Source organism: Arthrobacter sp. UYCu512 (assembly GCF_040547075.1).
GTDB lineage: Bacteria > Actinomycetota > Actinomycetes > Actinomycetales > Micrococcaceae > Arthrobacter.
On the sequence record NZ_JBEPPA010000001.1, the window covers coordinates 388838 to 402411 of the forward strand.

The window sequence follows — 13574 nt, forward strand, 5'->3', positions numbered from 1 at the left end:
AGAGAAGAAGCAAGTTCGAGGGCGGCTGGCGACGTGCGTACCAGGCCGAAGGTGCCGGTGTTGCGGCAGCCTGCGTAAAAGGGGCCCCATTGCCGCCCCGCGATGTGGAAACGAAGCAGCGGCGGCAATGGGGAATAGCAGGCAGAGCAATGCCGGACCGAAGGCCGGACGGAGGCACCGCCGTCGGGTGTCTAGTGGAACTGGCCTTCTTCGGTGGATCCCACCAGGGCCAAGGTGGATGCGTTCGGGTTGAGCGCGGTTGCGATGTCGTCGAAGTAGCCGGTGCCAACTTCGCGCTGGTGCTTGGTCGCGGTGTAGCCGCGGGATTCGGAGGCGAATTCCTTCTCCTGCAGCTCGACGTAGGCGCTCATGCCTTCCCGGGCGTAGCCGTGGGCGAGATCAAACATCGAGTAGTTCAGGGCGTGGAAGCCGGCCAGGGTGATGAACTGGAAGGTGAAGCCCATGGCGCCGAGTTCGCGCTGGAACTTGGCGATCGTGGCGTCGTCGAGGTGCTTCTTCCAGTTGAACGACGGCGAGCAGTTGTAGGAGAGCATCTGGTCCGGGAAGTCTGCCTTGACGGATTCGGCGAACTTACGTGCCAGCTCCAGGTCCGGGGTGCCCGTTTCCATCCAGATGAGGTCGGAATACGGGGCGTAGGCCTTGGCGCGGGCGATGCAGGGTTCGATCCCGTTGCGGACCTTGTAGAAGCCTTCCGCGGTGCGCTCGCCGGTGACAAATTCCTTGTCCCGGTCGTCGACGTCGGAAGTGATCAGGGTGGCTGCCTCGGCGTCGGTGCGGGCGATGATGACGGAAGGGGTGCCCGCGACGTCGGCTGCCAGGCGGGCGGCGTTCAGTGTGCGGACGTGCTGCTGGCTGGGGATCAGGACCTTGCCGCCGAGGTGGCCGCATTTCTTCTCCGAAGCGAGCTGGTCTTCCCAGTGCACTCCCGAGGCGCCGGCCTGGATCATGGACTTCATCAGTTCGTAGGCGTTCAGCGGCCCGCCGAAGCCTGCCTCGGCGTCGGCGATGATCGGGACCATCCAGTCCTCAACGGTCTGGATGCCTTCGGAGAACTCGATCTGGTCGGCGCGGAGCAGGGCATTGTTAATACGCCGGACCACAGTGGGCACCGAGTTGGCCGGGTAGAGGGACTGGTCCGGGTAGGTGTGGCCGGAGTTGTTGGCGTCGGCCGCAACCTGCCAGCCGGAAAGGTAGATGGCACGCAGGCCGGCCTTGACTTGCTGCACTGCCTGGTTGCCGGTCAGTGCACCCAAGGCGTTGGTGTACTTGCCTTCCTTGTGCTCGGCGGTGAGCTGCTTCCACAGCTTCTCCGAGCCGCGGCGTGCCAGTGTGTGTTCCTCGGAGACACGGCCGCGCAGCCGGACGACGTCGGAGGCCTTGTAGTCCCGGGTGACACCTTCCCAGCGCGGGTTGGCGGCCCACTCGAGCTCCAGGGCCGCGGCTTGCTCAGCGGGCGTCTGCTGGGTGGGCTCAAATGCTGCAGTCATCTTTGTCTCCTTGGTGGGTCCGGGACCGGGTGCGCTGCTTCTTCGCAGAGCCCCTGGCTGATCCGGAGCGGTGTAACTTTTCCGTAAGATCCACTTTTCTGCACTTCCACGCATCTTTCTAGACCAAAACCATGGAAAGAAATGAACTTCTTCGCGTATTCTTAAGAAATGCACCCCGCCAGTTGGAACCGTCCCGCATCCGCAGCGACCGCCCCCGCCGTCCCTGAAGTCGACGTCATCAGCATGGGCCGCCGGGTCCGGCACCTCCGCAAGGCCGCCAGACTCACTCTTGATGACCTGAGCGCCACGGTGGGAACGGCCCCCAGCCAGCTGAGCCTGATCGAGAACGGAAAGCGCGAACCCAAGCTCGGTCTGCTCCAGCAGCTGGCGGGGGCCCTTGGTGTCAGCATCGACGAGTTGCTCGGTGCGGAACCGCCCAACCGTCGCGCGGCCCTGGAGATTGAGCTGGAGCGCTACCAGCGCAGCCCCATCTATGAGTCGCTGAAGCTGCCGACGATCCGGATCAGCTCCCGGCTGCCCATGGATGTGCTGGAGTCCATGGTGGGGCTCCAACACGAGCTGGAACGGCGGCTCAACGAGCAGGTGGCGACGCCGGAGGAGGCCCGCCGCGCGAACGGGAAGCTGCGCGCCATGATGCGCGAGCGGAACAACTATTTCCCGGAGTACGAGGCGGAAGCGCAAAAGGTCCTCGCCTCCGTCGGCCACACCAGCGGCCCGCTCTCCCACCACGTCATCGCAGACATTGCCGGGCACCTCGGGTTCAGCCTGCACCACGTGGGCGACCTCCCGCACTCCACTCGTTCGGTGACCGACCTCAAGAACCGCCGGATCTACCTCACCCAGAACGCGCGCAGCGACCATGATCCGCGCTCGGTGCTGCTGCAGGCACTGGGCCACTATGTCCTGGGGCACCAGACCCCCACGAACTACGGCGACTTCCTGATGCAGCGGGTGGCCACCAACTACTTTGCTGCTGCGCTGCTGCTGCCGGAGCAGGCCACCGTGGAGTTCCTGCAAAAGGCCAAGCAGGCCAAGGAGATCTCGGTGGAGGACATTCGGGACGCCTTCGCCGTGTCGTATGAGACCGCGGCGCACCGCTTTACCAACCTCGCCACCGAGCACCTGGACCTGCGGACGCACTTCCAGAAGACGCACAAAAGCGGCATTATCTACAAGGCTTACGAGAACGACGGAGTGACGTTCCCGCAGGACCACACCGGCGCCATCGAGGGCCAGCCGTCCTGCAAGAACTGGACCTCCCGGGTGGTTTTCGATGTGCCGGACAAGTTCAGTGCCTACAACCAGTACACCGACACCCCGGCCGGGACCTACTGGTGCACGGCGCGCACGGAGCGCTCCGCGAACGGGGAGTTCTCACTCTCCGTGGGTGTCCCGTATGCGCAGGTGAAGTGGTTCCGCGGCCGGGAAACCACCGAGCGGTCCACGTCGACCTGCCCGGATGAGAGTTGCTGCAAGCGTCCGCCGGCCGCGCTGACCTCGGAGTGGGCCGGCAATGCCTGGCCCTCCGCACGGGCCCACTCGCACCTGCTTGCGGCGATGCCGCCGGGCGCCTTCCCCGGCGTGGACGAGACCGAGGTCTACTCATTCCTGCAGGCGCACGCGGGGAACTAGCTGGGGCACTGCCAGGACCGGCCGGGGCCCGCCTGGCGCGGCACGCGGCCGGGGCGACTATATTGGCCGTGTCAGCTAACGGATCCGACCGCGGGAGTGCCCAGCCATGGCCAAGGAACTTGCCAGCCAGCTCATCGAACAACTGCAAGCCGCCGGCGTGCAGCGTATCTACGGAATTGTCGGCGACAGCCTCAATCCGATTGTCGACGCCGTCCGCAAAACCGGCGGTGCCGCGAAGGGCGGGATCGACTGGATCCATGTCCGGCACGAAGAAGCAGCCGCGTTCGCGGCCTCGGCCGAAGCCCAGCTGACCGGCCGTCTGGCGGTCTGCGCCGGCTCCTGCGGGCCGGGAAACCTGCACCTGATCAACGGCCTCTATGACGCCAACCGTTCCGGCGCGCCGGTGCTGGCGATCGCCTCGCACATTCCCAGCAAACAAATCGGCAGCAGCTTCTTCCAGGAAACGCACCCGGACCGGCTCTTTAACGAGTGCTCGGTGTACTCCGAGCTGATCAGCACCGCCGGCCAGGCCCCGAGGGTGATGCACAGCGCCATCCAGCATGCCGTCGCGCTTCGGGGCGTCGCCGTCGTGACCCTGCCCGGCGACATCGCGGGACTGGACGCGACCGCAGAAACCCCGGCGCCGGCAGCTTTCCTGCCGGCCACGCTGGTCCCGGACCCCGCCAGCGTGCAGGAACTTGCCGACGCCATCAACGCCGCGGACAAGGTCGCCATCTTTGCCGGTGCAGGCGTCCAGGGCGCCCATGATCAGGTCATTGGACTCGCCGAACTCCTCAAGGCGCCGATCGGCCATTCGCTGCGCGGCAAAGATTTTATGCAGTACGACAATCCCTACGACATCGGTATGACGGGGCTGTTGGGCTATGGCGCGGCGGCCGAGGGGATTGAGGACGCGGACCTGCTGATCCTGCTGGGGACCGATTTCCCGTACGACCAGTTCCTGCCCGCGACCCGGACGGCCCAGGTGGACCGGGCCGGGCAAAACCTGGGCCGGCGCACCGACGTCGACGTCGCGGTCCATGGCGACGTGTTGCCCACGTTGACCGCGCTGATGCCGTTGCTGGCAGCAAAGAAGAGCCGCCGGTTCCTCGACGCGATGCTGAAGAAGCACGACCGGCTGATGAACAAAGCCGTCGGCGCCTACACCCGGAAAGTGGAGAAAACCGAGCCGATCCATCCCGAGTATGCCGCGTCGCTGCTGGACCAGCTCGCCGCCAAGGACGCGATTTTCACCGCGGACACGGGTATGTGCAACGTCTGGACCGCCCGCTACATCAACCCATTGGGTACCCGGCGGCTGATCGGCTCGTATTTGCACGGCTCCATGGCGAACGCGCTGCCGCAGGCGATCGGCGCCCAACTGGCCTACCCCGGGCGCCAAGTGGTCTCGGTCTCGGGCGACGGCGGCCTGTCGATGCTGTTGGGGGAGCTGATCACAGTGGCCGCGCACCGGCTCCCGGTCAATGTGGTGGTGTTCAATAATTCCACCCTGGGCATGGTCAAGCTGGAGATGCTGGTGGACGGGCTGCCGGACTTTGGCGTCGATGTGCCCGATGCCAACTATGCGGCCGTGGCCCGGGCCCTGGGCTTCCATGCCGTCCGCGTCACGGATCCGTCCCGGATTGAGGCCGCCTACCGGGAAGCCTTTGCCCATCCGGGACCCTCCCTGGTGGAACTCATCACCGACCCCAAAGCGCTCTCGCTGCCGCCGAAGATCAAAGGTGCCCAGATCCTCGGGTTCGCGACGGCGATGTCCAAAGTGGTGCTCAACCGGGGCGCCGGTGAGGCCGTCAGCATGGCCCGGAGCAACCTGCGCAACATCCCGCGCCGCTAGCCCTTCTCGAGTTCGCCGGAATCGCCCCGGTTCGCCGGAAGCTTCCGGCGAACCGGGGCGATTCCGGCGAACTCGGGCGCGGGAGGGGCTAGCGCGGGCGCGGGAGGGGCTAGCGCGGGCGCGGGAGGGGCTAGCGCGGGCCGCCCTGCCACACGGCGTCGAACGGTGCACCGGAGGGAACGCGGTTCCGGATCCCCGCCGTGACAAATTCCTTCGCGGTCCGGGCTGCCTCCAGCGGCGCCGCGCCCTTGGCCAGCTCGGCCGTCACCGCGGCAGCCAGCGAGCAGCCGGCGCCGGAGACGGCCACCTCGCCGACCTTCGGGGCGGAGAGGACCTCGAGCGTTTCGCCGTCGTAGTAGACGTCGACGGCGTCCGGGCCGGCCAGGCGCACACCGCCTTTCGCCAGCACCGCCGCACCGCTGAGTTCATGGATGCGCACAGCCGCGGCCTTGAGGGATTCGACGTCGGTGATCTCCAGCCCGGAGAGTGACTCGGCCTCGAAGTGGTTCGGCGTAACGAAGGTGGCCAGCGGCAGGATCTGCGCCTTGAGCGCCTGGTCGGTGTCCAGTGCATGGCCCGGCTCCTGGCCCTTGCAGATCAGCACCGGGTCCAGCACCACGTGGCGGAACTGTCCCGCGGCCAGCGCCGAGGCCACCGTGGAAATCGTCGCCGGGCTGCCAAGCATGCCGATCTTCACCGTATCCAGCGCGGACGGCGCACCGGACGCGGCGCCGTACGCCGCCGTCGTTGCCTCCAGCTGGTCGGCGATGACCTGCTGGTCGATAGCGACAAAGCGGTGGTTCCAGTTGTCCTTCGGATCAAAGGACACGATGCAGGTCAGGTTGGCGATACCAAAGACGCCGAGTTCTTGGAAGGTCTTCAGGTCCGCCTGTGCGCCGGCGCCGCCGGTCGCCTCGGAGCCGGCGATGGTCAGGGCGACGGCGGGGTAGGGGCCCGCGTCGGAGGTCAGCTTGTCCACGGCGTAAGGAGTCATGGATCTATCCTGCCACCCCGGGAAATCCGGACGCATTGTGCGTATGACCAATATGAACACAACCCGAGTGGCCCGGATCACCGGGACTAGGGTGGCGGACGGTGTTGCTTTCTTGCGGCGCCGGATCCAGGAAGGTTCATCGATGAGCACCCAGCTGTCCGAAGCGGCGCAGACCAGAAAAGCCGTCAGCAATATTCTCAAAGGATCTGCCGGCAACCTCGTGGAGTGGTACGACCTCTACGTCTATACAGTGTTCGCGGCATATTTCCAGTCGCACTTCTTCAATCCCACCGACGACCTCCAGGCCGGCCTCGAAGCGATGGCCGTCTTCTCGACGTCGTTCCTGATGCGGCCGGTCGGCGCCTGGTTCTTCGGCCGCTACGCGGACCGCAAGGGACGCAAGGCCGCGCTGACTCTGAGTGTGACCATGATGTCCGCGGGGTCCTTTGCCATCGCCATCCTGCCCACGCAGCAGCAGATCGGCCTGTGGGCCTTGATCCTGCTGGTCCTCATCCGCGTGATCCAAGGCTTCTCGGTGGGCGGCGAGTACGGCACCAGCGCCACCTACATGTCCGAGGCTGCCACCACCAAGCGCCGCGGATTCTTCTCCAGCTTCCAGTACGTCACCCTGATCGGCGGCCAGATGCTGGCCCTGCTGGTTCTGGTCATCCTGCAGAACTCTATCCCCAAGGCCGATCTAGGCGAGTGGGGCTGGCGGATCCCCTTCGCGATTGGCGGCGTCGCCGCGCTTGTAGTCCTGTGGCTGCGCCGTTCGATGGAGGAAACCGTCTCGGCCGAACAGCTCGAGGCCGCCAAGGCCCCCGCCGTCGCCGGGCAGGCGCAGCCGGGCACCATGAGACTGTTGTTCACCAGCTACTGGAAGCCGCTGCTGATCTGCATCGGCATTACCCTCGGCGGCACGGTGGCGTTCTACACGTACACCAACTTCATCCTGAAGTTCATGAATGACACCTCCGGCATCGCCAAGACCGAGACCTCGGTGATCAACTTCTGGGCGCTGTTCATCTTTATGCTGCTCCAGCCCGTCTACGGCATCATCTCGGACAAGGTCGGGCGTAAGCCGCTGCTGCTCTGGTTCGGCATCACCGGTGTGGTGTTCACCTGGCCGCTGCTTTCCACCCTGGCCGGCACCAAGGATCCGTTCACCGCGTTCCTGCTGATGATGGGCGGCCTGCTTATTGTCGGCGGCTACACCTCGATCAACGCCCTGGTCAAGGCCGAGCTGTTCCCCGCGTCCATCCGCGCCCTCGGCGTCGGACTGGGCTACGCGATCGCGAACTCGCTCTTCGGCGGCACGGTCCCGCTGATCGGGGCCGCCCTGCAGAAGGTCGGCCAGGTGGACCTGTTCTTCACCTACGTCACAGTGGCCATCGCCATCTCGCTGCTGGTCTACATCTTCGCGCTCAAGAATAAGAAGTCCACGCACCTGGATCACGAGCAGGGCCACGCCTGGGAGTCCGCAGCGGACCGCGACGGCGAAGGCAAGGACCTCATCGACGCCACGCGCCGGTAGGGTGTGGACGACGGCGGACGCCGCGCGGACTCGGCGCGGACGACGGCGGACGACGGCGGACGCCGCCGGACGCCGCGCGGACTCGGCGCGGACTCGGCGCGGACGACGGCGGGTTGCCGGCTGCGGGATTTCGGTTCCGGAAGCCGGCGGCCCGCCGTCGCCGTTAACTCAATCCGCGGCGCCAGAGGGCCGACGGGGTCCGCAGATCCGCTCCAGCGCCGGTTCCAGCGCAGGCTCCAGGAAGACGAACCCGGCGTCGAGCAGTTTCCGGGGTGCCACCCAACGGCTCTTGAGCACCAGTTCGGCCTCCGTTCTGATCAGCACGGCTCCGAGCTTGAGGAGCCATGCTGGAGTGGGCATGCCCCACGGCGCTCCGAGGGTGCGGCGGACCGCCCGCATCAGGTCGCGGTTGGTCACCACGTCCGGCGCCGCGATGTTAACCGGGCCGGCAAGGTCGGTGCGCCGGCTCAGGAAGCGCACTGCACGGTAGAGGTCCTCCACCTGGATCCAGCTGAATTTCTGCGTCCCTGGGCCCATGGCTCCGCCCAGGCCCAGCCGCGCGAGGGTCGCAAAGGGCCGCATCACCCCGCCGCCGGGCCCCAGCACGATGGCAATCCGCAGCGCCACCTTCCGGGTCTGCGGCGTCGGCGCCTGGTTGAGGGCCGCTTCCCAGGCGCGGGCGACGTCGACGGAGAACCCGGTGCCGAGCTCGCCGTCGTCCTCAGTTTGGGGCCGGTCCTCCGCGTGCCGGTAGATTGTTGCCGTGCTGGCGTTCAGCCAGGCGACGGGGGGAGTGCTGCAACGTGCAAGGGCGCGGCCCAATGCCGCGGTGGTAGACACCCGGGAGTTCAGGATTTGGGCCCTGTTCCGCCCGGTGTAGCGGCAGCTCACCGAACGGCCCGCGAGGTTCACGAGGAGTTCGGCGCCGTCGAGTGCGGCGGTGATAGCGCTGTCGTCACCCCAGCGAGCCGTATCAGCGGGGGACCGGCCGATGGTCCGGACGTCCCAGCCGTCCTGCCCGAACCGGCGGCGGAAATAGCGCCCGATGAATCCAGAGGCGCCGGCCACGACCACAATGCTTCTGCCCATAGTTCCCCCATAATTGTGAGTTGATGCCCGGTGTTAGCCCCGGACCGTGCGGCCTAAGTCCATGGCGTCGTCCAGGATCCTGCCGACGCCTGGAATTCTCGTGAGCGAGAGCCCGCGGGCGATCAGGGGGGCGGCGCCGTCAACAAGTTTCCGGGTCCGGCGTTGCCCCTCCGAGGTGTCGTACACCCAGAAGAGGGTGACCCCCATGTACCCCAGCCAGAGCAGCCCGGGCAGTTCCGCCCGGAGCCTCCGGGGCGGCCCCGGGCGTGCTCCGTCTACGGCGGCGCGGAAAATGGCCAGCGACGCTTCCCGGGCGCTGCCGGATTCTGCGTTGAACGGGTTGACGGGCGACGCCGGGCGGATGGCGGTGGCGATGAAATCGGCGCCGAAGCGGTGGTACGGCGCCATAACGTCCAGGCCCGCGTGCATTGTCGCCTTCAGCCTGGCGCTGAGGTCGTTAAACCCGACGACGGCCTCCGCGGCCCTGTCCGCGTGCTGGCCTTGGACCTGGAGATAGAGCTCGTGGACCAGGTCATCCTTTGACGCGAAGTAGTAATAGGCGTTGCCGACGGACACTCCGGCCTCGGCCGCAATGGCGCGCATGGTGGCTTTTTCGAAGCCGATGTCACGAAACATCCGCAATGCGACGTCCGCCACCCGCTGCCGGGTCTGATCGCTCTTGGCTGCCATGGTCGTCCTCATTTCTGAACGTGTTCAAAAAGTGTGGCACAGGTTTTGAGCGTGTTCAAATTTGTGAGTGCGTGGCTGTGCGGAGGTATCCATAGCCGGGGCTGGGCCGCGGCGGGCGGCCGGCCCGGCCAAGGTGCGAGAATGGAAGCGGTTCCCGGCGCGCTGCACCGGAGCCTCCAGTGCTAATACAGCCGGCCACCCCGGGCCCAGAACCGTTCCGGACCGCCGAGCGAACCACTACGAATGGATTACCCATGACTGCCGCCAAGACCTTCCCTGCTGCCGCCCCGCCAAAGTTTGCCACCATTGGATCGCCGTATTTCGGCATCATGCTGGCTGTTATGGCAGTGGTGCTGATCCTTTCCAACATCGGCGCATCCAAGGGTGTGGCGATCGGGCCCATCATCACCGACGGCGGGTTCTTCCTCTTCCCGCTCGCGTACATTTTGGGCGACGTCATCAGCGAGGTCTACGGCTTCAAGGTGGCACGCAAGGCCATCGTGACCAGCTTCGCGCTATCGGTGTTCGCGTCCCTGTGCTACTGGATCATCATCGCCCTCCCCGGCTTCGGGGACGAGTATGGCCTTGCCAAGCAGTCCGCACTGGAGAGCGCCCTGGGGCCGGTCCCGCAGATCGTATTCGCCTCGCTCCTGGCCTTCTTCGCGGGCCAAACGATCAACTCCTGGATCCTCGTGAAGATGAAGGCCCGGACCGGGGAAAAGTCACTCTGGGCTCGGCTGATGGGATCCTCCGGGGTGGGCGAGTTTGTGGACACGCTGATCTTCTGCAGCATCGCAGCCTCCGTGATCGGGATCAGCGACGGCGCGATGTTCGTGAACTACGTTCTGGTGGGTTTCCTCTACAAGACCCTCGTGGAGTTTGCGTTTGTGCCGCTGACTTCACTCGCCATCGGCTGGGTGAAGAAGCGCGAGCCAAGCTACGGGGCGTAAGCGCTCACTCCACTTCCGCCGAAGTCGCCGGAAACGTGCCAAGTCGCCGCAACGTTCCGGCGATTTCGCGGGCATCCGGCGAACTCGGGGCGGCGGGCTCTTGGCTCAGGACGAGTGGTGCCGGCCCGTCAACGCCCGGAGCACACGGTTCTTGAATTCCTGTTCGCGGAAGAGGTCTTTCCACTCGACACGGAGAAAAAGCCATCCTTCCTCCGTCAGGGCCTTCTCGCGTCGCCGTTCCTCGAAAAGCACTTCCTCGGTGGGCCGAAAGTCAAAGTATTTGACCTTGCCGTCGAACTCCATGGCCACCTTTTCCTTCTTCCAGGCGAAGTCCAGTCGATGCCGTCCGATCCGGCTCGTGACTTCAACCTGCGGTTCGGGCATCGAGATGCCCAGCCGGAGGAACAGCTCCCGGGTCAGCGTTTCGCCGGGGGATTCCGAGCGAACGTCCGCCGTGTCGAGTACTCGGCGGAAGGTGCGGATGCCGCGGCGGCCCTCCAGTGAATCAGCCATCTCCTGCAGCAGAGACCTGTCCGCACCAAGACGCAGCGCATGATCCATAACGATGAGCGCCTGCCGATAGCTCAGCAGCATGGCGCAATCCGCGGCTGTCCGCTCCAGCGAGGTTGTTCGCAGACCGCCCACTTGTGTCAGCTCAGTGTCGGAGAAGGGTCGTGTGTGGCACCGAACATCCTTGCCGTGGCGCTCGGCCGACGGGCGCACCCGCTGCAGGACATGGATTAGCTCGTCCACGTTCCAGAGATAGAGGCGGTGCAGACGAGCTGCGGAAGTGTGGCTATAGGCGAAGGCTCCGGTTGATGTGGTGAGTGTTCCGTGTGCATGTGCATAGATCAACTGCCGGCTGCGGACCGGTGCCGGCAGAGCGTTCCACACGCTGCCACGGGCATAGCAGCCGTACCGCAGGCGAACGAGCGAACCCGAGTCCAGCAACGACTTGATGGACCGGGAGCCGTAGCCCAGGTCGATTAGCTGGTCAGTGCGCCAAAGGTTTCCACGCGGCGGAAGCGTGAGCGGCTTCTGTTGAGGCATGACGCCAGTTTCGGGCGCCGCGGGGAGTTCCCGGGAGGCCCCGCCGTCGCTATGTGGAAACACGACGTCGCCGGAAGCCTGCGAGTTCGCCGCGGCCTTCCGGCGACATGGCACGCTTTCGGCGACTTCGGCGACAGGGCCGCCCAGCGGCTAGGAGTAGTAACGGCCCAGGGTCTCGGCCTTGAAGTCGAAGAAGGTGCCTGCCTCGATGGCAAGCCGGGCGTCATCGACCATCTTCACCACAAAGCGCTCGTTGTGGATTGAGATCAAGGTGGCTGAAACCATTTCCTTGGCCTTGAACAGGTGGTGGATGTAGGCGCGGGAATAGTTCAGGCAGGCGTAGCAGTCGCAGCCTTCCTGTAGCGGCCCGAAGTCGCGCTTGTACTTGGCGCCGGAGAGGTTGTAGCGCCCGGTGGGGTGATAGAAAGCCGAGTTCCGGGCCACCCGGGTGGGGGAGACACAGTCGAAGGTGTCCGCGCCATTCTCGATCGCTGTGAAGATGTCGTCGGGCTCGGAAATGCCCAGTAGGTGCCGCGGCTTGTTCTCCGGCAGTTCCTCGTTGCACCAGCGCACGATCGTGCCCAGGTTTTCCTTCTCGAGCGCCCCGCCGATGCCGAAGCCGTCGAAGTTCATGGCGCCGAGGTCGCGGCTGGCCTTGCGTCGAAGGTCCTCGTACTGGGCGCCCTGGAGGACGCCGAACAGTGCCTGATAGGGCTTGCCGGTCCGCTCCGATGTCAGCCGAAAATGCTCGGTGATGCAGCGCTCGGCCCAGCGGCGGGTGCGCTCCAGGGATTCCTCCTGGTAGCCGCGGGAATTCTGCAGGGTGGTCAGCTCATCGAAGGCGAACATAATGTCCGCGCCGAGCTGATGCTGGACGTTCATCGAAATTTCCGGGCTGAAGCGGTGCCGGTCGCCGTTGAGGTGGCTTTTGAACCACACACCTTCCTCGTCCACGTGGGCCAGCCGCTCCTTGCCCGGGGCGACAGCGTCATCCGGCCCCGACTGGTCCACTGACTTCATATCGATGACCTTTTTAAAGCCCGAGCCCAGGCTCATCACCTGGAACCCGCCGGAATCCGTGAAGGTGGGGCCGGGCCAGTTCATAAACGCGCCCAGCCCGCCGGCCTCGTCCAGGATGTCCGCCCCGGGCTGCAGGTACAGGTGGTAGGCATTGGCGAGGACGGCCTGGGCTCCGAGCCCGGCGATGGATTCCGGCAGCACCGCCTTGACCGTGGCCTTGGTGCCGACGGCGATAAACGCCGGGGTTTGGATCTCACCATGCGGTGTGCTGATGGTGCCGGTCCGGCCGAGGAACTCCCCGCCGTTGGCAGCGATCTGGGACGCCGACGGTGAACAGCTTTCACTAAGGCGTTTTCCCACCCGGAAGGAAAACTCGGACTGCCGCGCTGGCAGGGGCGATGACACTGGTGATTCAGGATTGGCTGGCACCGTTCAAGTGTGCCAGCTAACAGGCGCCAACCCTTAGTGCAGCGGATCGGATGTGGGGTAGTTCTCAGCCCGCCAGGTGTCCCAGTACGTGCGCACGGATCCGAGTTGGTGCGCCCCGAGGTCGTACGTGGAGACGATGACCAAAGACCCGCCGTTGGGCCGGACATCGGGGATGACCGGCTGGTCCGCCACGATGACCAGGCCCTCGCCGTGTTCTGCATAGTGGTGGACTGTGAGTCCCACCTGGTGGTTGCTCCGGAACCAGACCTTGCCGGCAACCTTCTCACCCGTGGCAAGGGCGAGCGAATACGGCTCGCCGGGCGGGGGAACATCGGACAGGCCGAGCCTTTCGATGGCGGACCCCTCGGTGCCGGGAACCGAGAAGAAGAAGGTCCGTCGCCTGCCGTGCGGGTGCCGTTCAAGGGCGAACCGGAGCTGTTGGATGAAGGTCAGCCAGCCTTGGGTGATGTCCTCGTCCCAGGCGGCCCACTCGGAGTGATGGTCCACTGCGGCCCGGGTGACACTTAGCTCCGTGCCGGTCGGGACCGGTCTCAGGGTGAACACATCCCCGCCGTCGACCACGAGCGAGGTGTGGTCGGCGCCTTCAACGACTTTGGGACTGAAATAGATCTCATCGATCTCGGCCGCCTGGTCATCGGCTTCCCAGCCGTGCCACTGGGCAACCAGGGAGGGTTCGCGCAGCATTGTCCAAACCTGCTGCGCGTCGGAGTTAATGACAACGCTCAGATTGTTCGTCATGGGCTGAATCTACAACGCCCGGCCACCAGGGGGTAGGGGGCAA

At 65.6% G+C, this 13574-nt stretch carries 11 protein-coding genes; 4 read left to right on the forward strand and 7 right to left on the reverse strand.

Features of this window, described 5'->3' with window-relative positions; all coding sequences use genetic code 11:
• Positions 1 to 191: 191 nt before the first annotated feature.
• A complete protein-coding gene (gene aceA / locus ABIB49_RS01885; RefSeq protein WP_226775028.1) occupies positions 192 to 1508 on the reverse strand; it encodes an isocitrate lyase in 1317 nt (438 codons plus the stop codon).
• A gap of 168 nt (positions 1509 to 1676) precedes the next feature.
• Between aceA and ABIB49_RS01890 the strand changes: the two genes are divergently transcribed.
• Both ABIB49_RS01890 and ABIB49_RS01895 read left to right on the forward strand, forming a co-directional pair.
• Positions 1677 to 3161, forward strand: coding sequence for a helix-turn-helix domain-containing protein (locus tag ABIB49_RS01890; protein WP_354156608.1), 1485 nt, complete (start codon positions 1677 to 1679; stop codon positions 3159 to 3161).
• Between the two features lie 106 nt (positions 3162 to 3267).
• Complete coding sequence (locus tag ABIB49_RS01895) at positions 3268 to 5016, forward strand: pyruvate dehydrogenase (RefSeq protein ID WP_282359586.1); 1749 nt, start codon at positions 3268 to 3270, stop codon at positions 5014 to 5016.
• Between the two features lie 130 nt (positions 5017 to 5146).
• Here ABIB49_RS01895 and ABIB49_RS01900 read toward each other — a convergent pair whose 3' ends face one another.
• Positions 5147 to 6010, reverse strand: coding sequence for a hydroxymethylpyrimidine/phosphomethylpyrimidine kinase (locus ABIB49_RS01900; protein WP_226773193.1), 864 nt, complete (start codon positions 6008 to 6010; stop codon positions 5147 to 5149).
• Between the two features lie 142 nt (positions 6011 to 6152).
• Between ABIB49_RS01900 and ABIB49_RS01905 the strand changes: the two genes are divergently transcribed.
• Positions 6153 to 7544 (forward strand): MFS transporter, encoded by a 1392-nt coding sequence (locus ABIB49_RS01905; RefSeq protein ID WP_226773194.1) that lies wholly within the window; start codon positions 6153 to 6155, stop codon positions 7542 to 7544.
• Positions 7545 to 7712: 168 nt separating this feature from the next.
• On the opposite strand, the gene ABIB49_RS01910 is transcribed toward ABIB49_RS01905, so the two are convergent.
• A complete protein-coding gene (locus ABIB49_RS01910) occupies positions 7713 to 8633 on the reverse strand; it encodes a TIGR01777 family oxidoreductase (protein ID WP_226773195.1) in 921 nt (306 codons plus the stop codon).
• A gap of 33 nt (positions 8634 to 8666) precedes the next feature.
• Complete coding sequence (locus ABIB49_RS01915; RefSeq protein ID WP_226773196.1) at positions 8667 to 9323, reverse strand: TetR/AcrR family transcriptional regulator; 657 nt, start codon at positions 9321 to 9323, stop codon at positions 8667 to 8669.
• 254 nt (positions 9324 to 9577) lie between these two features.
• Between ABIB49_RS01915 and ABIB49_RS01920 the strand changes: the two genes are divergently transcribed.
• The gene (locus tag ABIB49_RS01920; RefSeq protein ID WP_282360502.1) at positions 9578 to 10273 is read left to right on the forward strand and encodes a queuosine precursor transporter; all 696 of its coding nucleotides are present in this window, start codon (positions 9578 to 9580) and stop codon (positions 10271 to 10273) included.
• Between the two features lie 105 nt (positions 10274 to 10378).
• Here ABIB49_RS01920 and ABIB49_RS01925 read toward each other — a convergent pair whose 3' ends face one another.
• The 3 genes from ABIB49_RS01925 to ABIB49_RS01935 all read right to left on the reverse strand — a co-directional run bounded on the left by ABIB49_RS01925 (position 10379) and on the right by ABIB49_RS01935 (position 13531).
• Positions 10379 to 11323, reverse strand: coding sequence for a type IV toxin-antitoxin system AbiEi family antitoxin domain-containing protein (locus ABIB49_RS01925; RefSeq protein WP_226773198.1), 945 nt, complete (start codon positions 11321 to 11323; stop codon positions 10379 to 10381).
• Between the two features lie 150 nt (positions 11324 to 11473).
• Positions 11474 to 12772 (reverse strand): tRNA guanosine(34) transglycosylase Tgt, encoded by a 1299-nt coding sequence (gene tgt, locus ABIB49_RS01930; protein WP_226773199.1) that lies wholly within the window; start codon positions 12770 to 12772, stop codon positions 11474 to 11476.
• 33 nt (positions 12773 to 12805) lie between these two features.
• Positions 12806 to 13531 carry an SRPBCC family protein gene (locus tag ABIB49_RS01935; RefSeq protein WP_282360504.1) on the reverse strand — a complete coding sequence of 242 codons (726 nt, stop codon included), beginning with the start codon at positions 13529 to 13531 and terminating at the stop codon, positions 12806 to 12808.
• Positions 13532 to 13574 lie beyond the last annotated feature (43 nt).